A 21,004-nucleotide genomic window follows, 5' to 3' on the forward strand; every position below is an offset into this window, starting at 1 on the left:
TACGGAAGGGAGGCCGACGCCGTACGGAGAACCCACCACAGTGATCCTCATAGGACCCCATCCGCGCCCCCTGACCCGGACGGCCCTGTGACGCCGCGGCGGCCGTTGGTGGGAGTGCCGACGGCCGCGGCGGCCGTTGGCACTCCCGTCAGAAGTCGTTGCCTGAGCTGGTCCTAGGGGGTGAGGACCGTCTTGATCATTCCGTCGTCCTTGGCCTGGAACGCCTTGTAGGCCTGGGGCCCGTCTTCCAGAGGGAGGGTGTGGGTGGCGAAGTGGTCGACTCCCAGGGGGTCCGCGTCGTTCAGGAGAGGAAGAATGTCGTCGATCCAGCGTTTGACGTTGGCCTGGCCCATCCTCAGCTGAATCTGCTTGTCGAACAGGGTCAGCATGGGGACCGGATCGACCGCACCGCCATAGACCCCGACCAGGGAGATCGTGCCACCTCGACGAACAGCGTCCACGGCCGTGTTGAAGGCCGTCATGCTGTCCACACCCGCGTGTGCCATGAGCCTTTCGCCCAGGGCATCGGGCAGCAGCCCTGCCAAGTTCTGGGCGGCTCGGGTGACCGGGGCGCCGTGGGCCTCCATGCCGACCGCCTCGATGACGGAATCCGTGCCGCGCCCGTCGGTGAGCCGCCGGATCTCCTCGGCTACGTCCTTGCCGTATTCGTTGAGGTCAAGGGTGTGCACACCACGCTCCCGGGCCCGGGCGAGGCGTTCGGGGACCAGGTCGACGCCGATGACTTTGCTTGCGCCCTGGTGGAGGGCGATGCGGGCAGCCATGTCACCGATCGGGCCCAGCCCCAGTACGGTGACGCTTCCGCCCGGCGGGACGGCCGCGTAGACGACGGCCTGCCGGGCCGTGGGCAGGACGTCGGAAAGGTAGACGAAACGCTGGTCCGGCGGCCCGTCGGGGACCTTGATGGGGAGCGTGTTCCCGAACGGCACGCGAAGGAACTCCGCCTGGCCGCCGGGGATGTGCCCGTAGAGCTTGGTGAACCCGAAGAGGGAGCCTCCCATGCCGCGGTCGGTGACCTGAGTGGTCTCGCATTGGGAGTGCAGACCGCGCCGGCACATCCAGCACGTGCCGCAGGCGACATTGAACGGAATCACCACCCGGTCGCCCACCGATACCTCGGTGACGTCGCTGCCGGTCTCCGCAACGATGCCCATGGGCTCATGGCCGAGAATGTCGCCCGCGTCGAGGTAGGGGCCGAAGACTTCGTAGAGGTGCAGGTCCGAGCCGCAGATGCCGGTGGACGTGATGCGCACGATGATGTCGGTCGGTTCCTGAATCGTTGGATCCGGGACGGTCTCCACGCGTACATCGCGCTTTCCGTGCCAGGTCAGAGCTCTCATCGTCACTCCCTACGAGGTCTGCTGTTCCGGACCGCCCCCGCTACCACCATGCGACTGATGCCGAGAATGCGCAGGCCGGACCGCGACAGCAGCGCGGCCCGGCGAGCCAGGGCACCGCCGAGCGTCCGGGGTAATTCGTCCGCATTGCGTTAACCGCGCCCTTCGTCGGGAACCCGTGCTCTCATGCACCCGGTACCGACCGAGGTGCGCAGCGAGCGGAGGCGAAGATCGTGGGTCATGGCGGCGATGTCATCGAGGAGTTGACCACCGACCATCGTGAGGTCGACGACCTGTTCGGGCAGTTCGAGGACACCATGCCGGGCAGCCCGGACCGCAAGCGGCTGGTCGACGCCCTCACCATCGAGCTGGTGCGGCATGCGGTCGCCGAGGAGATGCACCTCTACCCGGCCGTGCGTGAGCACCTGGAGGAGGGCGACGCGCTGGCGGACAAGGAGCTCGCCGACCACGCCCGCGTCGAAGAACTCCTCAAGGACCTCGAAGGGCGCGAGCCGGACGACCTCGACTTCGACCGCCTTGTGGTCAAGCTCAGGACAGAGGTCACCTCGCATGTCGACGACGAGGAGAACCACCTCTTCCCGCAACTGCGCGACCACGTGCACTCCTACGTCCTCGAAAGTCTGGGAGAAAAGGTCCGCGCGGCGAAAAAGACCGCCCCTACCCGCCCGCACCCCGCCGCACCGAGTACGCCCCCGGCCAACAAGCTCCTCGCACCCGGGCTCGGCCTGGTCGACCGCGCCCGCGACTACGTCACCGGCCGCGGCCAGTAACCGCACCCCACGGTCCCCGTCCCGCCCGGCCGGCACGTCCGCGTCCGTTCGCTCATACCTCCTGGCTACGGTCAGTCCCTCAGCCCCGCGACCGCAGGCGCGGGGCCGATGAGGGCGTAAGCGAGACGTGCGCCCTTGAAGTACTGATCTGTCGCGCACCGTCTTGGGCGGCGTCCCAGCCCGTGATGCGAAGGAGACCGCTCTCATGCAGCTTCCGCGCCGAACCGGTAGCGACGGCGACGACAAGCGCGTTTCCCTGAGTCCCCCCAGCCTGATCGAGCGGGAGGGCGGCGGACCGGACATGTGGACCAGGCAGCTCGGCAACGAGCCGCGGCGGGATGCGTAACACAGAGCTGGTCACATTCGGTCACAGCACGGCGGAGCGACCGCAGTTGATCGAACTGCTGCGCGGAGCGGACGTGCGGGCGGTGGTCGACGTACGGATCGGGCCGGGCAGCCGTCGCAGCCCTCACCTGTTCCGCAGCAGCCTCGCCCACTGGTTGCCGCAGGCCGGCATCGCCTACCGATGGGAACCGGACCTGGGTGGCTTTCGCAAAGCACCCGCCGACTCCCCGGACGTCGTCTGGCGCAACTCCTCATTCCGGGGCTATGCCGCCTATATGCGCGAGCCTGCGTTCGTGGCAGCGATGGACCGACTGCTCGACGAAGCCTCTCGTTCCCGCACGACGGTGATGTGCGGCGAGGCGGTCTGGTGGCGCTGTCACCGGCGCCTGATCGCCGACTTCGCCACCGTGGCCAGGAACGCCACCGTGCAGCACCTGATGCACGACAAACGGCTGGTGCCCCACCCACCGACGCCGGGACTACGGCTACGCCCCGATGGCCTGCTCGTCTACGACGACACCGCAGCCGCCGCTTTCCAGCAACCCCGCCGGATCGGAGAAGATGACGGGCCATGACTCCGACGGTGTCGAATGCCTCGCCACGCCAGACAGCGTTCGAGCACGAACAGCCGGCACCGTCCGGCGCCCACCCCCTCAGCGCTTCCTGGAGGTCCTGTCGGCGACTACGGCTCCGCCGTGGCCGCTGACGCCGCCCGGCTGTCGGCCGCTCAACGGCCGTCGAGCGGAACCGTCGCCTCGATGGCGAAGCCGCCGTCCGGCCGGCCCCCGGACGTGAAGGTGCCGCCGAAGGCGGTGACGCGTTCGCCCAGGCCGACGAGTCCGCGGCCGCCGCTGGGCAGTTCCGTGCCGGACGGGCCGTGCGGGGCGTCGTTCTCCACCCGTACCCGCACCGCGTCGGTGAGGTAGCGCACCCCGACGCGGACCGGGGCACCGGAGGCATGCTTGGCGGCGTTGGTCAGGCCCTCCTGGACGAGGCGGTACAGGGCGCCGCTGAGGTCGGCGGGCAGCGTACGGGGGTCGCCGGTGACGTCGAGGGCGATCGGGGCCCCGGTGCTGCGCGACTCCTCGACCAGGGTGGTGACGTCGTCGAGCGTCGGCAGCGACGGTGCCGGGTCCTGGTCGTCCGCGCCGTCCATCCGCAGCACATTCAGCACGTCGCGCAGTTCGTTGAGGGCCTGGCGGCCCATCTGGCCGATCAGTGCGCCCGTCTTCCGGGCGACCTCGTTGTCCCCGCCGGCCCCGGCTTCCAGCGCGCCGGCGTGCACCACCATCAGGCTCACCCGGTGCGAGACCACATCGTGCATCTCGCGGGCGATCCGGGCCCGTTCCTGCATCCGGGCCTGCGCTTCCTTGAGGTGCTGCTCGCGTTCCAGGCGCTCCGCCCGTTCCCGCAGGTTCACCAGCAGACTCTGCTTGGCGCCCCGGTACATGCCGAGCAGGACCGGCACCCCGACCATGGACACCAGCAGGACCATCACCAGGGGGGTGACCACCTGCAGGTTCGTGAAGTACGCCCAGCCGAGGAGCATGGCCGCGGCCGCCCCGGAGATCATCAGCAATTGGCGGCGGGAGCGCCCGTATTTGGCCACCGTGTACAGAGCGACCGGCAGCGTGCTGAGCGGCGGCAGGACGAGCGGCAGCAGGACGACGGCGGCCAGGGCCACCCCCGCGGGGTAGCGGCGCCGCAGGACGAGGGTCAGGCCCGCCAGGGGCACCAGAGCGGCGAACACCGGCACCGGCAGCAGCAGTACGTCGTTGTTGACCTCATTCGAGGTGAGCACCACCACCGGGTTGGCCAGCGGGAACAGCACCACCAGACAGACGTCGAACAGCATCGCCCGCCGGTTCTCCCACCAGCCCGGGTGCCGGCCCAGGGGGCGGAGCCCGACGAGCACCGGCAGGATGACGGCGGCCAGCAGCACCACGGTCAGCAGCACCCCCCGGTACGGGCCGGCCATCCCATGGCGGGGGCCGAGACGCTGAAGGTGCACCACGGCGACGGCGAGGACGGTGACCAGCCCGAGGGGTGCGGCGATGCCCACGGTGCGGATCGGCCGGGTATAGCGAGCGAGCGAGTAGTACGCGACGGTGACCGTCAGGACGGACCCGGTTCCCAGCAGCAGACCGCCGGTCACCACGGCGGCCACCGCGACCGGAAAGCGGCGCCGGAACAGCAGAAGCAGGCCCGCCGCTGCCGTCAGCCAGCCGGACAGGGACGGCGACAGCGGACTGTAGATCTCTCCCGGCGCGAAGCCTTCCCGGATGGTGGGGTCCAGCAGGGCGCAGCCCAGCGCGATCGCGGCATCGAGGACCACGGTGTACCACGGACGCATCCGGCACAGCGTCCGCACCCGGCTCCGCAGGCCGTTCCGCGCGGACGCCTCACCGGAAATCACGGAATGGGAAGGTGACTTCTCCGTGGTTTCGGTGAGCGGTGCGGAGCTTTTCTCAAGGGTCACGGGAATAACCAGACGGCCGGCGGAGGTGTCCGGAGATTGTAGGGCAGTTCCGTCCGGTCCGGCAGACGGACCATTTCATGACGCGATACGGCACGGTAATGACTTCGCAATGTGACCCTTCAATGACTTTGAGTCATCGCCGTCCCCCCTGCCGCATTCTGTGCGGCGCGCCATTCGGTTGGAGTGGATCATGAGGGAGGGCGCGGGGAGGGCTCGGGAAGGGATTCCGCAAGGGCCACCGCCGCCCCGTGGAGCTCCGCGAGAAACTTCCGGTTCCCACCGCAAAGGGATGCGGAAACGATGGCCACGTGCAGGGCAATGGCCACGCGCAGGGCAATGGCAGCGCGTATGGCGGGGGAAAAGTGGCCTGGGCGGCCGGGTCATCGACGAAACGGGAACGCCGACGTACGAATCGGCCCGACTTCATTTGCAGCAGAACACTTTCCGGATTTCGGCGGGACGCGATACCGGATGCAAGGTGCCGGATGCCGGATGCCTCTGCGGGCAATTGACGGAAAGCCCATGTCGGCAGGAACGGCCGACATGCGCCCCGGCGCCGACCCCGCTCTCCGTCGTGGCCGCCGGGCGTCGCGAAGCAGCACGTCGCGGGCGGGTCTTCCGCAGACGTCTTCGATCTGCCTAGTTTCTCTACAGAGATCGTCATCCCGGACCGGCGCCGTCCGGGCCGCCCGCACCCCCGGAGGACAGCACCTTGGACAGCAGTGCCCGGAACGTCGAGCACACCGTGAACTCTGCTGCATTTCCCCGCCAGTTCGCCCGCACCCGTCGCTTCTCCCTCGGGGTGCCCCGGCAATTCACCGTCTCCCCCGACGGCTCCCGGGTGCTCTTCGTCCGTACGGGCTCGGGCACCGATCCCGTGGGCCGGCTGTGGCAGTTCGAGGACGGCAAGGAACAGCTGCTGGCCGATCCGGCGCTCCTGGTGGGAAACGGTTCCGGGGAGGTCCCCGAGGAGGAGCGGCTGCGCCGGGAGCGCGCCCGGGAGCGCTCGGTGGGCGTGGTGTCGTACGCGACGGACGACGCGGCCCGGGTGGTGGCGTTCGCCCTGTCCGGAGCCCTGTGGGCGGTGCGGACCGACGGTGGCGCGCCGTTCTCCGTCCCCGCGGCGGGGCCGGTGGTCGACCCCCGCCCCTCCCCCGACGGCCGGCACGTCGCCTACGTGAGCCGCCGCTGCCTGCACGTCGTCGATCTGGCCGGTGCCGACCGGCAGCTGGCCCGCGCCGAGGGCCCGGACGTCTCCTACGGGCTCGCCGAATATGTCGCCGCGGAGTCCATGAACCGGATGCGCGGCTACTGGTGGGCGCCGGACAGCCGCCACCTCCTGGTGGCCAGGGTCGACACCGGCCCCGTGGAACGGCGTTACACCTCGGACCCGGCCGATCCGACGAAGCCGCCGCGGGCGGTTCCCTACCCGGCGGCCGGCACCCCCAATGCGGAGGTCACCGTTCAGCTCCGCTCCCTGGAGGGCGGGCGGATCGACGTGCGGTGGGACCGCAAGGCCTATGAGTACCTCGTCACCGCCGGCTGGGACGCACAGGGCCCGTTCCTCACCGTACAGAGCCGTGACCAGCGCATACTGCGGACGCTCACGGTCGATCCGGCGACCGGGGCCACCGAGCTGCGGCACGAGCGGACCGATCCCGCCTGGGTGGAGATCGTCCACGGCACCCCCGCCCGTACGGCGTCGGGCGACCTGGTGCTCTCCGAGGACGACGGCGACACCCGGTATCTGACCGTCGGCGGCCGGCGGGTCACCCCCAGGGGGCTGCAGCTGTGCGAGGTCCTCGGGGTGGAGGGCGAGCAGGTGCTGTTCACGGCGAGCGACGATCCGCTGGAGACGCATGTGTGGCGCCATGAACCGGGCCGCGGCAACCGGCGGCTGAGCCGCGGGCCCGGCCGCTTCACCGGCGTGGGGCGGGGCGGCACGGTCGTCCTGGCCGGGGTGACGCCACGGGGCGCCGAAGCCCGCGTCCTACGGGAGCCGGCGGCCGGCTCGGAGACGGACCAGGACGCGCCGTACGAGGTCATCCGCTCGCTCGCCGAGGAGCCGTCGGTCACCCCGCGGCCCCGCCATCTCACCCTCGGCGAACGGCAGTTGCGCGGCGCTCTCTTCCTGCCGTCCTGGCACGAGGAGGGCACAGGGAAACTGCCGGTGCTGCTCGACCCGTACGGGGGGCCGGGAATGCAGCTGGTGGGGCGCGCCCGCGGATGGTTCACCTGTGTGTCGCAGTGGTTCGCCGAGCAGGGGTTCGCGGTGCTGGTCGTCGACGGCCGCGGGACCCCGAACCGGGGCCCGGCCTGGGAGAAGACCATCCACGGCGACCAGCTCACGCCCGCCTTGGAGGACCAGATCGATGCGCTGCGGGCGGCCGCGGGGCACTGCGGTGACCTGGACCTGGCGCGGGTGGCGATCCGCGGCTGGTCGTTCGGCGGGTTCCTGGCCGCGGGCGCGGTGCTGCACCACCCCGAGGTCTTCCATGCGGCGGTCGCCGGTGCGCCGCCCACCGACATGCGGCTGTACGACACCCACTGGAAGGAGCGGTTCCTGGGCCACCCCGACGAGCAGCCGGAGAACTACGCGCGCTGCTCCCTCATCGGCCACGGCCATCTGCTGAGCCGCCCGCTGCTGCTGGTCCACGGGCTCGCGGACGACAATGTGGCGGCCGCGCACACCCTGCGCTTCTCGGCGGAGCTGCTCGCCGCGGGCAAGCCGCACAGCGTCCTCCCGCTGCCCGGCGCCACCCATCTGCCGGCCGATGACGCGGTCAACGAGCAGCTGCTGTTCTTCCAACGGGATTTTCTGCGGGAGGCGCTGAAGGGGCGCACCGAGGAGGATTGAGGGGCGTTCCCTTCGGGGCCCTCCCGCCCCGTTCGCGCCTGGATTTGTACCTCAGCGAAAGGAACGCGTCCGCGTTGAACACCCCGGGCCGTCCCTCCGTATGGACCCTGTGCAACGCCCATGGAGCAGAGCGCGCACCGAAGGCACCACCAAGAACCGGAGGCACACCATGGCTCGACAGGCAGCGTCGGAGCGGACGGAGACCGAAGCGGTGACGGCGACGGAGGAGGCCGGCCCATCGGAGGACGAGACCGGCCCGGCGACGGAGCGCGGGGCGGGACGGCGGGCCGTCGTCGCGGCGGTCGGCGCGGCCGGACTGACGGCGGCGCTCGCGGCCTGCGGCGGCAGCAAGATGGACGCGGGCAGCGGCGACTCCAAGAGCGCGGCCGGCGAGCAGTCGTCCTCAGGGGCGAGCGGCGGGGGCAGCGGCAGCGGTGGGGGCAGCGGCAGCACCCTCGCCAAGACCTCGGAGATCCCCAAGGGCGGCGGCAAGATCTTCAAGGCCGAGAAGGTGGTCGTCACCCAGCCGCAGGACGGCGAGATCAAGGCGTTCTCCGCCATCTGCACCCACGCGGGCTGCGTCGTCGGCGAGGTCTCCGGCGGCACCATCAACTGCATGTGCCACGGCAGCAAGTTCGACATCAACGACGGCAGCGTGAAGAAGGGCCCCGCCACCAAGGCGCTGGCCCCCGCCAAGGTGGACGTCAAGGGCGGCTCGGTCACCCTCGGCTGACGGCACGGCCGCCCAGCCGCCCGCCGGGCTCAAGTCCCGGCGGGCGGGTGTCGTCGGCGCCGCTCAAGCCCCTGGGGAGAATCCGGGGAGAATCAAGCCCGCTGCCCTTCGAGCAGCCGTCCGCTGTCGCAGGCAACATGGGGTGCGGCTATCTGCCGATAGCTGCCAGAAGGGCGTCCCGGGCCGCCCGCCCCCCCTTTCGACTCAGGCTTGACTTCTGCGGTCGGCGACGGGACCTGAGAGCGCCTGCCAGGCGGGACGGGGCCAGGCGGGTGACGATGGGACTGGAACCCATCTGACCGTGCTCTTTCCTGGAGGAGGCAGACGGCATGACAATCCCCTCCGATTCCTCAGGCACCGGCCCTCCGCACGGCACCGAGCAACGCGATGTCTCCACAGGCGAGGGCCTGAGTGCCCTGGCGAACATGGGCTGGCAATTCCTGCTCACCATGGGCGTGACCGCGATCGCTCTGGGTGTGCTTGTCCTGGCCTGGCCCAGCCAGACCCTGCGGGTCGTCGGTGTGCTCTTCGGCATCTACCTGCTGGCCACCGGTGTCTTCCAGCTGGCCGCTGCCTTTGGCACACACGTCCCTCGGCATCTGCGGGTGTTGCATTTCGTCGCGGGCGCACTCTTCATCCTGCTGGGCCTGGTCTGCTTCCGGGGCACCCTGGAATCGATTCTGCTGCTCGCGCTGTGGATCGGCTTCGGCTGGCTGCTGCGCGGCATCATGGTGACCGCCACGGCGATCTCCGCCGAGGGCACCCCGGCGCGCGGCTGGCAGCTGTTCTTGGGGATCATCACCACTCTGGCAGGCATCGTGCTGATCGTGTCGCCGTTCAGCTCGATCGCCGCGCTGACCCTGGTGGTGGGCATCATGGCCATCGTCCTGGGCGTGGCTGAGGTCTTCCAGGCCATCAAGATGCGCATCGAAGTCGGCCGCCTCACCCAGGGCACCACCACCAAGCGGCGCCGGCCCATGTTCCACGTCCGCCCACACCCGCAGCACTGATCACGGGGGCGTGCCGGGCCACCCCCGGTCCGGAGACGAACTCCCAGAACGGAACGTCGCCTCGGCGACGTCGTCATCGATCTCGGTGGCGCGTACAGCTCAGCCGCGTACTCCAAGCACCTCCTGGGGGCGCCCCCAGGAGGTGCTCCGCATGGACCGCGGCGCCCGACCGGCCCGTGGGCGTCAGGCCACGGCGGGGGTGTAATGGCCGGCGTCACCGCCTTCGATGGCGCGGCTGGAGGTGCCATCGATACCTACCGGAGCGTCCCCGGCGACGGTCACCCGGTGCAGCAGGCGCGGCAGGTCGCCGTAGTCGTCGGGGGCGTAGTGCTGGGTGATGCGGTTGTCGAACAGGACGAGGTCACCTGGCGTCCAGGCCACCCGGAGGATGTTCTCCGGTCGCGTCACGTACGACTGGAAGATGCGCAGCAGGTCTCGGGACTCGGAGGGGCCCAGGCCCTCGATGGTCTGCGCGAAGCCGCCGATGAACAGGCCGCGCTCCCCCGTCTCCGGGTGCACGCGTACCACCGGGTGGGCGGTGCGGTACTTGCGCGAGACGAACTGCTTGCGGTGCTCGGCCGCCTTGTCGTTCTTCGGGGCGGCGTAATCGTAGTCGTTGGTGTGGACGGCCCACAGCTTGTCCGCCAGCTCGCGCAGCGGCTCGGGCAGGTCCTGGTAGGCCCCGGCCGAGTTGGCGATCAGCGTGTTGCCGCCGTAGGGCGGGACGACGATGCTGCGCAGGGTCGACGCCTTCGGGGGTGTGCGGACGAAGGTGACGTCGGTGTGCCAGTGGTTGGCGCGGATGCCCTCGTCCCCGTCGACGGGAAGGATGTTGGGCTGCCCGTCCACGGACGGGACGGTGGGGTGGGCGGCGGTGAGTGCGCCGAAGAGGGAGGCGAAGCGCAGCTGCCCGGCGTCGTCCAGCTGCTGGCCGCGGAAGACGAGCGCCTTGTGATCCAGCAGAGCCGCGTTGATCTCGGTGACGATGGCCGGGTCGAGGTCGGCGGAGAGGTCGACGCCGACGATCTCGGCGCCGATGCGTCCGCCGATCCGGCGGATGTCGAAGCCGGTGCTGGTGCTCATGTGCAGGTTCCTTTCAGGAGTTTCGGCAGTTCAGGAGTTCGGCAGTCTCGGGTGTTTCGGCCGTTTCAGGAGGTGAGAGCGGCGGGGCCGCCGCCCACCGCCGGGACGTCCGCGGTGCGGTCGGGCCCGGTCATGCCGGCTGTCCCTCGGCGGCGGTGACGGAGGGAGCGAGCCGGCCTGCGGGGCGAGGCAGGCCGTAGTGCTCGCGCAGGGTGCGTCCGGTGTACTCGGTGCGGAACAGGCCCCGGTCCTGGAGGAGCGGCACGACGTGGTCGACGAAGTCCTCCAGGCCGCCCGGCAGATGCGGCGGCATGACGTTGAAGCCGTCGGCGGCTCCCTGCGTGAACCACTCTTCGAGCTGGTCGGCTATCTGCTCCGGCGTCCCGGCGAAGACCCGGTGGCCGCGCCCACCGCCGAGGCGCGCGATGAGCTCGCGCAGGGTGAGGCCGTCGCGCCGGGCCAGTTCGGCGACGAGCGTGAATCGGCTCTTGTTGCCGTTGATGTCCCGCTCCTCGGGAAGCGCGGGCAGCGGACCGTCCAGCGGCAGCCCGGTCAGGTCGGTGCCGAGCATCCCCGACAACTGGGCGAGCCCGTACTCCGGCACCTGAAGGTCCGTCAGCTCCTGCTCAAGAGCGCGGGCCTCCGCCTCCGTCGAGCCGATGACCGGGCAGATCCCGGGAAGGATCTTCAGGTCGTCCTCGGAACGTCCGTAGCGGGCGAGGCGGTTCTTCACGTCCTTGTAGAAGGCCTGCCCGTCCGCGAGGGTCTGCTGTGCGGTGAACACGGCCTCGGCGTACTGGGCGGCGAACTCCTTGCCGTCCTCGGACGAACCGGCCTGCACCAGCAGCGGGTAACCCTGCGGGCTGCGCGGCACGTTGAGCGGGCCCTGTACGGCGAAGTGCTCCCCCCGGTGGTCGATGGGCTGCACCTTGCCGGCGTCCACGTAGATCCCGCGCACGCGATCGAGCAGGACGGCGTCGTCCTCCCAGCTGTCCCACAGCTTGGTGGCGACCTCCACGAATTCCCGCGCCCGGTCGTAGCGCAGGCCGTGTTCGAGGTGTTCGTCCTGCCCGAAGTTGCGGGCCTCGTCGACCGTGCCGGAGGTGACGATGTTCCAGCCGGCGCGCCCGCCGCTGAGGTGGTCGAGGGAGGCGAACTTCCGGGCGGTGTGGAAGGGGTCGTTGAAGGTGGTGGAGACGGTGGCGATCAGGCCGATGTGCTCGGTCACCGTCGCCAGGGCGGACAGCAGCGTGAGCGGTTCGAAACCGCCGAGCGCGTTGTGTTTGACCTTGCCCCACAGGGCCAGGCCGTCGGCGAAGAAGAGGGAGTCGAGCTTTCCGCGTTCGGCGGTCTGGGCCAGGTGCTGGAAGTAGCGCCGGTCGGTGACGCGTTCGGGCTGGGTACGCGGATGGCGCCAGGCGGCGTCATGGTGGCCGGCGTTCATCAGGAAGGCGTTGAGATGAAGGCGGCGGGGGCCGGCTGCGGGCATGGAAGGTTCCTCCGAGTTCCTTTGGGGTCCTTGCGCAGGGCGGGTACGGGCGTCAGCTCGTCGCGGGGACGCGCCACGAGCTGAGCCGCTTCTCCACGGCCACCAGCAGCTGGTTGAAGGCCACACCGATGACGGAGATCGTGACGATGCCCGCGTACATCTGCGGAATGGCGAAGTTGTACTGGGACGCGTTGATGAGATAGCCGAGACCGGCCTTGGCGCCGATCATCTCGGCGGCGACCAGGACGACGATGGACACCGCCCCGGCCAGCCGGATTCCGGTGAAGATCGTCGGCACCGAGGCGGGCAGGATCACCTTCTGGAACAGCCGCGGGGCGGACAGGTCCATGGACTTCGCCAGTCGCAGCAGGGTGGGGTCGACGGTGCGTACCGCGCTGATGGTGTTGAACAGGATCGGCCAGGCGCACGCGTACACCACGATGGAGATCTTCGACGTCTCGCCGATGCCGAGGAGCAGCACGAACACCGGCAGCAGGGCCAGGGCGGCGGTGTTGAGGAAGACCTGCAGCAACGGGTTGAGGAGATCGGCGACGGGCCGGTACCAGCCGATGAGCAGGCCCAGCGGCACGGACACGGCGACGGCTATGCCGAATCCGCTGAACGAACGCACCAGGCTCGCCTGTGCGTTGTCGGCGAGCTGGCCGTTGGCCACGAGTCCCCACCACGCCTGGGCGACCTCGCTGAACGGCGGCAGGAAAGTCCGGTCCACCAGGCCGAAGCGGGGCGCCAGCTCCCACGCGAGCAGCAGGGCGACGATCGCCGCCGACCTGGTGACGCCGGTCAGTGCCGCGCGCAGGATGCGGGGAAGCACGGAAGCACGGTGGAGCGGCGGCCTGCTCAGCGCGACGGGCAGGACGGCCGCGGGCTCCTCGGCGGACGACGACGGCGTGCCGGTGGCCGGCGCGGAGAGTTCCTCCGTGGTCTCGAATTCCTCCGCCGTCCTGAATTCCTCCGCCGTCCTGAGTTCCTCCGCCGTCCTGAGTTCCTCCGCCGCCTTGAGTTCCTCCGCCGCCTTGAGTTCCTCCGCCGTCTTGCGCCGAGTGCTCGAACCGCTTGCGAGGCTCATACGGAGACCTCCTCCTTCTCCAGCAGTTGGGTCCTGGTCACCTCGTCGTGCAGAAGCGTCCAGATCTCGTGTCGGTACCGTGCGAACTCGGGGCTGGACCGCAGGTCGTCCGTCGCCGTGCGGGAGTCGAAACCGATCGGCACGACCTGCTTGATACGACCGGGCCTGGAGGTCATGACGGCTACCCGCTGCCCCAGGTAGACGGCCTCCTCGATGCCATGGGTGATGAAGACGACGGTCTTTCCGGTGCGCTGCCAGATGCGCAGCAGCTCGTCCTGCAGCGACTCCCTGGTCTGGGCGTCCAGCGCGGCGAACGGCTCGTCCATCAGCAGGACGTCGGGGTCGTAGGCAAGAGAGCGGGCGATGGCCACGCGCTGGCGCATGCCGCCCGACAGCTCGTGCGGATGACGGTTCTCGAATCCGGAGAGCCCGACCAGGTCCAGGTACTCACGGGCACGCGTGACGCGCTCACGCCGCGGCACGCCGGTCGCCTCCAGGCCGAATTCGACGTTGCCCAGGGCGGTGCGCCAGGGCAGCAGGGCGTACTGCTGGAAGACGATGCCGCGGTCCAGGCCGGGCCCGGTCACCGGTTCCCCGTCCAGCAGGATCCGTCCGCCGGTCGGCCGGGCGAGCCCGCCCAGCAGGTCCAGCAGCGTGGATTTGCCGCATCCGCTGGGGCCGACCACGACGACGAACTCCCCCGCGTCGATCCGCAGGTCGACACCGTCGAGGGCGCTGAACTCGCCGTCCCCGTGCGCCGAGCCACGGCCCTGGGCCCTCCCCCTCTTGGCCGGAAAGGTCTTGCGCACCTGCTCGAACTCGATCTTGGCTGTGGTGGATCCCGGCATGGGTCAGCTCCCGCTCTTGGAGGTCGGCTCGGCCGCGGACGAATTGCCCTTCCGGCCATACGCGTTGAACTCGTTGGTGTAGAGATCCGACGCCTTGACCTGGCCCTTCTCGATGTCACCGCGTTTGGCGAGCCAGTCGATCCACAGCTGGAGGTCCTTGTCGGCGATGCGCCCGGCGGTCTCGGCGACGCCGAAGGACTTCCAGTACTTCAGCGGAGTGGTGTCCTCGTTGCGGCCACGCTTCTTGACGATCTCGATCTGCCGCTCGATGACCTTTTCGCGTGGTGTGGCGCGGGCCCACTCGATGGCGCGCGCGACGCCCGTGACGAAGGTGCGCGCGGTGTCGGGGTTCTCCTTCAGGAACCGGTCGTTCACGACATACGTGCCGGCGGAAAAATTGCCGAGCAGCTGGTAGTCGGTGAACAGCGGTTCAATGCCGCCGGTCGCCAGGGCCTTGTCGCGCAGGATGTCGCCGAGGACGCCCACCTGGATCTGCTTCTGCCGCAGCGACTGCTCGATGTTGACCGGGGGCACCACCAACGGCTCGACCTTCTTGATGTCCGCCTGCGACAGGCCGTGGCGTTGCAGGTAGATATCGAGCATCGCCTCGGAGTGCGCGCCGAGGGTGTTCATCCCGACCTTCTTGCCGATCAGGTCGCGGGCCGAGTGGATCGGGCTGCCCTTCAGGACGTAGAAGCCGTTGTAGGCGGCCTTGTCAACGCCGTAGTAGCTGATGACCGCCGTAATGGGAGCCTTTCTCGCAGCGAGTTTGACGACGGCTCCGTTGAACGCGCCGCCGAAGTCGACCTGCCCGGTGGCTGCCGACTGGATGTCCTGCGGCCCGCTGATCGTGTTGCCGACCCACTTCAGCTTCACGTCCTCCAGGAAGCCGAGGTCCTCGGCCAGTTCGGGCAGGATGACGGACCCCGCCCAACCCTGGTACCGCAGGGTCTTGGTCTGTTCCTTGGCCGCGCCGCCACCCCCGGTGCCGCAGCTGACCGCGACCGCCGAGAGGCCCAGCAGGGTGAGGAACTGTCGTCGGCTCGATGGGGTCGTCAGCTTGCTTATGGAGCTCATGGAAGGGGTCCTGTTCGACTCGGTGGGTGGAGCACGGCGGTACGCGTATGGCGCGTCTGCTACGGACGCGAGGTGAAAGGGGTAGGAGGAACCGGGGGTTACGGGGCGGTTGCGATGACCGGTGCGTGGTGGCCGATGCCCGAGCGGAGCCCTCCGTGGCCTGAAAGAGCCGCATTTTCTCTTCCGGGGCGTGAAGACAACCCAAGGCGCGAAAACGGAAAGGAAATGCGAATGGTGCGGTGAAACAAACCGGCACGCGCACCGAACCCGGCAGATTCCAGGCGGGTATGCGGCGAGATTCACCAGGCGACGGGGAAATCCCGGGCCAGTAAGTGCCCCGGAATCAAGGGTTGCTCAGGAGCTGACGCTGGTCGGCTCTAGCAGCCAGCGGCACAGAGGGCACTGGCCTGGCGTCGAAGATCGACGTGCAGGCGTGCGGTGAAATCCTCCGAGTGGTTCACACTGGGGAGGCTGGCAGCGAAAATCAGCCACGTCAATGACACGACAGCCCTTGTCTCACTCTCTGGTTCGCCCGCCATGCGGGCGCAGCATTCCGTTCACAATCGGAGCCGCAGACAGCCCCTGAGGAGCGCCTCGCAGAGCATCGCGCCGGAGAATGTCCGTGCGCGGTGGGCGGCCTCGCCGCCGCGCACGGACCCCCGGCTCATCTGCGCCGCCACTCCTCGGCCAGCAGTTCGTAGGAGCGCACCCGGTCGGCATGGCCGTGCGTGATGGTCGTGATGAGCAGTTCGTCGGCGCCGGTGGCCTCCTGGAGCTGCTCCAATTGGTCGGCCACACGGCCCGGTGAGCCGACGAACTGGGTCTCGACGCGGTCGGCGACCAGTTCCCGGTCCGCGTCGGTCCACACCTGGGAGCGGGCCTGTTGGGGCGTGGGGAATTCGATCGCGCCCTCGGCGGTGCGGATGCTGCGGACCCACAGCCCGTAGCCGGTGGCGAGTTCTCGCGCGCGCTCGTCGTCCTCGGCGACCACGACATCGGCCGATACGCTCACGTACGGCTTGTCGAGCACGTCGGAGGGCTCGAACGCGGCTCGGTAGCCTTCCGCCGCCTCCAGCACGGTGGCCGGGCTGACGTGGTAGTTCGCCGCGAACCGCAGACCGTTGCGGCCGGCGACCTCGGCGCTCTGCCCACCGCTGCTGCCCAGGATCCACACCTGTACGTCGGCGCCCTCCCCCGGGACCGCGTGTGCCTCGATGCCGTCCGCGGACCGGTACGTGCCGGCCAGCAGCGCGAGGATGTCGTCGATCTGCTCGCCGTAGTCCTGCGACTCGGCGCCCGGTTGCTGGAGCAGCTTGCGCTGGAGGGCGACCCTCGGTGAGCCGAGCAGGTGCGCGAAGGAGAAGCGCGGCGGGATCCGCAGCCCGTTGGGGGCGCGGCCGTCGACGACGGGGGGCGCGGTCGGCAGCGGGGCGGCGGGCGGTCCCGGCGGGCGACCGCCGGAGCGTCCGAGGCCCAGATCGAGTCGCCCGGGATGCAGCGCATCGATCAGGCCGAACTCCTCGACCGTGGACAGCGCGGTGCGGTGCCCGAGCTGTACGGCGCCGGAGCCGAGCCGGATCGTCGATGTCGCGGAGGCGGTCAGGGCGAGGACGACGGCGGGTGAGGTGCCCGCCACGCCCGGATTGAGGTGGTGTTCGGCGAACCAGTAGCGGGCGTAACCGAAGCGCTCGGCCTGCCGGGCCAGGTCGATGGAGTTGCGGAGTGCCTCGGTGGCCGTGGAGCCGGACGAGATCGGGACCAGGTCGAGGACGCCGAGGGGCGCGTTCATGAGGCCACCCGACGGGCCTGCGCCTCGGCGTCCGGGTGGTCCAGGCCGAGGTGGTCGCGCAGGGTGGTGCCCTCGTACTCCGTACGGAACACTCCGCGCTCCTGGAGCAGCGGAACCACGGTGTCGGCGAAGGCGTCGAGGCCGCCGGGGGTGATGTGCGGGACGAGGATGAAGCCGTCGGAGGCGTCGGCCTGGACGAACTCGTTGATGGTCTCGGCGACGGTGGCCGGGGAGCCGATGAACGACTGCCGGGTGGTGGTCTCGATGACCAGCTCACGGATGGAGAGGTGCTTCGCCTCGGCGCGCTCGCGCCACTCCTCGGCGACGGCGAGCGGGTCACGGAACTGCCGTACGCTGGCCCGGCCGAGGGCGATGGTGTTTTCGCCGGGGATCGGGTCGACATCGGGCAGCGGGCCGTCCGGGTCGTACGCGGACAGGTCCCGGTTCCAGATGTGCTCCAGGTACTTGATCGCGGTCGCGCCGCTGACCTGCTGGCGCCGTACCTCGTGGGCGAGTTCCTGCGCCTCGGCGTCCGTGTCGCCGAGGACGAACGTCGCGGCGGGCAGGATCAGCAACTGGTCGTGCCTGCGCCCGTAGCGGGCGAGGCGGCCTTTGACGTCCTGGTAGAACGCCTGACCTTCCTCGATCTTGCTGTATCGGCTGAAGATCGCGTCGGAGCTGGAGGCCGCGAACTCGCGCCCCTCGTCGGAATCACCGGCCTGGAAGATCACCGGGCGTCCCTGGGGGCTGCGCGGGACGTTGAACTGTCCGCTGATGTCGAACTGCTCACCCCGGTGGATGAAGGCTCCGGCCCTGGCATCGCGCAGGAAGGTGCCGGTCGCCTGGTCGGCGATGATCTCGTCGCCGCGCCAGGAGTCGAACAGTTCATGGGCCGTGGTCAGGAACTCCTTGGCCCGGGAGTAGCGCTCCTCCTGCGGCAGGAAACCGCCGCGGCGGAAGTTCTCGCCCGTGAAGGCATCCCAGGAGGTGACCACGTTCCAGGCGGCGCGCCCACCCGACAGGTGGTCGAGGCTGGCGAACTGGCGGGCGACGTCGTAGGGCTCGTTGAAGGTGGAGTTGATGGTGCCGGTCAGGCCGAGGTGTTCGGTGACGGCGGCGAGCGCGGTGAGGACGGTGAAGGTGTCGGGGCGGCCGACGACGTCCAAGTCATAGATGTGTCCGCCCTGTTCGCGAAGCCGGAGCCCCTCGGCGAGGAACAGGAAGTCGAACTTGGCTCGCTCGGCGGTCCGCGCCAGGTGCGCGAAGGAGCTGAACTCGATGTGGCTGCCGGCCTCGGGGGCGCTCCACACGGTGGTGTTGTTGACGCCCGGGAAGTGCGCCGCGAGGTGGATCTGCTTGAGCGGCTTGTCCGTTGACGACGTGCTCATGAGTGGGTTCCTCCGTCTCAGGCGGTGGCGGTGGCGGTGGCGTAGCGGTTGGCGGGGCGGGCGAGGCCGAGCAGCCCGCGCAGGGTGTCGGCCTCGTAGGAGCTCCGGAAAGCGCCTCGGCGCTGGAGTTCGGGGACCAGGCCCCGGGTGATCGCGGGGAGGTCGTGTCCGAGGACGGCGGGGCGCAGCCGGAAGCCGGACAGCCCGGCCTGCTGGAACTCCAGTAGCTGTTCGGCGAGTTGGGCGGGCGTGCCGGTGAAGATGCGGGCGTCGCTGGTGTACGTGTATCCCGCGAGGGCGTCGAGGCGCTCCCGGCGGGCTTCCGCTGCGTGGGGGTCGTCGTCCAGGAACACCACCAGGTCGCCGAAGAGGTGCAGCGGCTCCTCCGCACGCCCTGCCGCGTCCTGCTCGGCCCGCACCGCGGCGACGACGGCGCGCGCCTGCTCGGGATCGTGCGGCGTGACGTACCCGACGTCGGCGGAGCGGGCGACCAGCCGGAACGGGGCACCGGTCGCGCTCTCGTGTGCGAGTGCGCTCACCAAGGGCTGGCCCTGCGGCGGCCGGGGCGTGATCGAGGGCCCCTTGACGCTGAAGTGCTTCCCCTCGAAGTCGATGTAGTGCAGCTTGTCGCGGTCGATGAAGCGGCCGGTGGCGACGTCCCGGATCTCCGCGTCGTCCTCCCAGCTGTCCCACAGCCGGCGTACCGCTTCGACGTAGTCGGCGGCCTCGTCCAGGAGGTCGGCCGTCAGTTCCCGCACCGCCGGGCTGTCGAGGTCCCCGAGGCCGAACCTGGGGAACGTGCGGCGTCCGAAGTGCGCGGCCTCGTTCGGGCGCGCCGTCACCTGCACGCGCAGACCCGCGCGACCGGTGCTCACGTAGTCGAGCGTGGCGATCGCCTTGGAGATGTGGAACGGCTCGGTGTGGGTGGCCACCACGGTCGGCACGAGCCCTATGTGCCTGGTCAGCGGTGCGACGCGGGCGGCGACGAGGACGGCGTCCAGCCGTCCGCGCACCTGGTCGGTACGCCCGTCCGGTTCCAGGCGGTGCGAGGACTGGAATCCGAGCGAGTCCTCGATCGTCACGAAGTCGAGCAGGCCGCGCTCGGCCTCGGCGACGAGATCGGCCCAATAGCCGGCGGTGAGCAGGTCCCGGGGGCGGGCCACCGGCTCGCGCCAGGCGGCAGGGTGCCAGCCGGCGCCGTCGAGCGCGACGGCCAGGTGCAGCGGAGCGGATGATGAGGGCACGGTGGAGGGTCCTTCCTGAGGGGACATACGTACCGGGAGGGAATGGGTTCAGCTCACGAAGCGCAGCGGATCGGTTGTGGGAGCAGTCGACGGGCCGCGGCGAAGGCTCCGTCGTGATGCACCAACGCCGTCGCGTCCTGACGCACCGCGCCGGTCTCGACCTCGCCGACGACCAGCAGGTGGTCGCCGACGGACTGACGCAGCGTCACACGTGCGGTGAGCCAGGCGGGTACGTCGTCGAGTACGGGCAGGCCGTCCTCGTGCTCGGTCCAGGCGATGCTCTGGAACCGGTCGACGCCACTGCGCGCGAATTGCCCTGCCACTTCCGCGTTCTGGGTGCCAAGGAGGTGGACGGCGAACCGGTCGGCTTCCCGTACGGCCGGCGCGGTCGATGCGCCGAGGCCCAGGCAGAAGGACACGAGAGGTGGCCGCAGCGATACGGAGGTGAAGGAGGTGGCCGTGAAGCCGGCCGGGCCCGGGACGGTGATCACCGTGACTCCGGCTGCGTGGCGCCGCAGGGTGCGGCGGAGTATGTCGTCGGCGGCAACGTTCTTGGCGGCAACGGCCGTTGAGGATCGGCCGGGGCGGTTCTCGGGGGTGCTCATGTCGGTTCCCTTCGGCGTCTGGGCGTGGTCGGGCACGGCGTGGTCGGGCACGGCGGCCGCCTGTTCAGGGCGCCGGTGCCGGATGACAGCCCGGGGTACGCACCAGCAGGAAGTTCGTACGGCGGCGCAGGGTGAAGCCGATCGACTCGTAGAGACGGATGGCCGTGGTGTTGCTCGCGAGTGTGTGGAGGAAGGGGGTCTCCCCGCGTTCCCTGATCCCGGCCGCCACCGCCCGGACCAGTCGCGTGGCCAGGCCCTGGCCACGGTGTGCCGGGTGGGTGCAGACGGCGCTGATCTCCGTCCAGCCCGGCGGATGCACGCGTTCCCCCGCCATGGCGATGAGCTGTCCACGGTGCCGGATGCCGAGGTAGGTGCCGAGTTCGACGGTGCGGGGCCGGAAGGGGCCCGGCTTGGTCAGGGCGATCAGGTCCAGGATCTCGGGGATGTCGTCGAGCCCGAGCCGCACCCCTTCGGGGGCTGGTTCGGCGCGCAGCCCGGTGTCGACCAATTGGACACCCTGCCCTGTCTCCACGATCTCCCATCCGTCGGGGACGGCCCGCGCTCCCGTGACGGCGGTTTCGGTGTCCGGGCCGACCAGCGCGGCCAGGTCGTCCCAGGCCCCCGGGTCGGCCGGGTCGGCGAGGGCGGTGAAGGGGCACACGTCCAGGGGGTAGCGGGCGGCGCGGCCGACGCGCTCGGCGATCCGGGCGTGCGGGCCGGTCAGCGCGGCCCAGACGGCGTTGTCCAGGACGTGCGGTTCGGCCGGGCTCTGCGCAGGGGAAGGAGAGACGCTGGTGGACATAGCGGTGAGCAGGCTCCGTGTC

At 70.0% G+C, this 21,004-nt stretch carries 18 protein-coding genes; 5 read left to right on the forward strand and 13 right to left on the reverse strand.

Translation table 11 applies throughout. The features are described 5' to 3' along the window. Positions 1–173: 173 nt before the first annotated feature. Positions 174–1,358: a zinc-dependent alcohol dehydrogenase gene (locus tag BKA18_RS03855; protein ID WP_366046107.1), complete on the reverse strand. Its 1,185-nt coding sequence runs from the start codon at positions 1,356–1,358 to the stop codon at positions 174–176. A gap of 230 nt (positions 1,359–1,588) precedes the next feature. Here BKA18_RS03855 and BKA18_RS03860 point away from each other — a divergent pair, with 230 nt between their 5' ends. Continuing rightward, positions 1,589–2,146: a hemerythrin domain-containing protein gene (locus BKA18_RS03860; RefSeq protein ID WP_366046108.1), complete on the forward strand. Its 558-nt coding sequence runs from the start codon at positions 1,589–1,591 to the stop codon at positions 2,144–2,146. A gap of 338 nt (positions 2,147–2,484) precedes the next feature. Next, a complete protein-coding gene (locus BKA18_RS03865; protein ID WP_366046109.1) occupies positions 2,485–3,066 on the forward strand; it encodes a DUF488 domain-containing protein in 582 nt (193 codons plus the stop codon). 152 nt (positions 3,067–3,218) lie between these two features. Here the strand turns inward: BKA18_RS03865 and BKA18_RS03870 are convergent, their stop codons facing one another. Next, positions 3,219–4,844 (reverse strand): sensor histidine kinase, encoded by a 1,626-nt coding sequence (locus BKA18_RS03870; RefSeq protein ID WP_366046110.1) that lies wholly within the window; start codon positions 4,842–4,844, stop codon positions 3,219–3,221. A gap of 838 nt (positions 4,845–5,682) precedes the next feature. Here BKA18_RS03870 and BKA18_RS03875 point away from each other — a divergent pair. The 3 genes from BKA18_RS03875 (at position 5,683) to BKA18_RS03885 (ending at position 9,570) form a co-directional block, all read left to right on the forward strand. Next, positions 5,683–7,827, forward strand: coding sequence for a S9 family peptidase (locus tag BKA18_RS03875; RefSeq protein WP_366046112.1), 2,145 nt, complete (start codon positions 5,683–5,685; stop codon positions 7,825–7,827). A gap of 169 nt (positions 7,828–7,996) precedes the next feature. Continuing rightward, a complete protein-coding gene (locus BKA18_RS03880; RefSeq protein WP_366046113.1) occupies positions 7,997–8,560 on the forward strand; it encodes a Rieske (2Fe-2S) protein in 564 nt (187 codons plus the stop codon). Between the two features lie 329 nt (positions 8,561–8,889). Then, positions 8,890–9,570 (forward strand): HdeD family acid-resistance protein, encoded by a 681-nt coding sequence (locus tag BKA18_RS03885; RefSeq protein ID WP_429638144.1) that lies wholly within the window; start codon positions 8,890–8,892, stop codon positions 9,568–9,570. 183 nt (positions 9,571–9,753) lie between these two features. Here BKA18_RS03885 and BKA18_RS03890 read toward each other — a convergent pair whose 3' ends face one another. The 11 genes from BKA18_RS03890 to BKA18_RS03940 form a co-directional block, all read right to left on the reverse strand. After that, positions 9,754–10,653: a TauD/TfdA dioxygenase family protein gene (locus tag BKA18_RS03890; RefSeq protein ID WP_006606482.1), complete on the reverse strand. Its 900-nt coding sequence runs from the start codon at positions 10,651–10,653 to the stop codon at positions 9,754–9,756. A gap of 130 nt (positions 10,654–10,783) precedes the next feature. Continuing rightward, positions 10,784–12,142, reverse strand: a complete 1,359-nt coding sequence (locus BKA18_RS03895; RefSeq protein ID WP_366048337.1) for an LLM class flavin-dependent oxidoreductase — start codon at positions 12,140–12,142, stop codon at positions 10,784–10,786. Positions 12,143–12,194: 52 nt separating this feature from the next. Then, the gene (locus BKA18_RS03900; RefSeq protein WP_366048338.1) at positions 12,195–13,229 is read right to left on the reverse strand and encodes an ABC transporter permease; all 1,035 of its coding nucleotides are present in this window, start codon (positions 13,227–13,229) and stop codon (positions 12,195–12,197) included. Next, positions 13,226–14,077 (reverse strand): ABC transporter ATP-binding protein, encoded by an 852-nt coding sequence (locus BKA18_RS03905; protein WP_366048339.1) that lies wholly within the window; start codon positions 14,075–14,077, stop codon positions 13,226–13,228. The genes BKA18_RS03900 and BKA18_RS03905 overlap by 4 nt, the downstream gene beginning before the upstream one ends. 3 nt (positions 14,078–14,080) lie before the next feature. Continuing rightward, a complete protein-coding gene (locus BKA18_RS03910; protein ID WP_366048340.1) occupies positions 14,081–15,154 on the reverse strand; it encodes an ABC transporter substrate-binding protein in 1,074 nt (357 codons plus the stop codon). 377 nt (positions 15,155–15,531) lie between these two features. Continuing rightward, the gene (locus BKA18_RS03915; RefSeq protein ID WP_366048341.1) at positions 15,532–15,693 is read right to left on the reverse strand and encodes a putative leader peptide; all 162 of its coding nucleotides are present in this window, start codon (positions 15,691–15,693) and stop codon (positions 15,532–15,534) included. A gap of 125 nt (positions 15,694–15,818) precedes the next feature. Beyond that, positions 15,819–16,943, reverse strand: a complete 1,125-nt coding sequence (locus BKA18_RS03920; RefSeq protein ID WP_366048342.1) for an MsnO8 family LLM class oxidoreductase — start codon at positions 16,941–16,943, stop codon at positions 15,819–15,821. After that, positions 16,940–18,331 carry an NtaA/DmoA family FMN-dependent monooxygenase gene (locus tag BKA18_RS03925; protein ID WP_366048343.1) on the reverse strand — a complete coding sequence of 464 codons (1,392 nt, stop codon included), beginning with the start codon at positions 18,329–18,331 and terminating at the stop codon, positions 16,940–16,942. The genes BKA18_RS03920 and BKA18_RS03925 overlap by 4 nt, the downstream gene beginning before the upstream one ends. A gap of 17 nt (positions 18,332–18,348) precedes the next feature. Next, positions 18,349–19,602 (reverse strand): LLM class flavin-dependent oxidoreductase, encoded by a 1,254-nt coding sequence (locus BKA18_RS03930; RefSeq protein ID WP_366048344.1) that lies wholly within the window; start codon positions 19,600–19,602, stop codon positions 18,349–18,351. Between the two features lie 26 nt (positions 19,603–19,628). Further along, positions 19,629–20,180 (reverse strand): flavin reductase family protein, encoded by a 552-nt coding sequence (locus BKA18_RS03935; protein ID WP_366048345.1) that lies wholly within the window; start codon positions 20,178–20,180, stop codon positions 19,629–19,631. Between the two features lie 64 nt (positions 20,181–20,244). Further along, positions 20,245–20,982 (reverse strand): GNAT family N-acetyltransferase, encoded by a 738-nt coding sequence (locus BKA18_RS03940; protein WP_366048373.1) that lies wholly within the window; start codon positions 20,980–20,982, stop codon positions 20,245–20,247. Positions 20,983–21,004: the final 22 nt, after the last annotated feature.

Origin of the sequence: Streptomyces auratus (genome assembly GCF_050433025.1) — a bacterium.
Classification (GTDB): domain Bacteria; phylum Actinomycetota; class Actinomycetes; order Streptomycetales; family Streptomycetaceae; genus Streptomyces; species Streptomyces sioyaensis.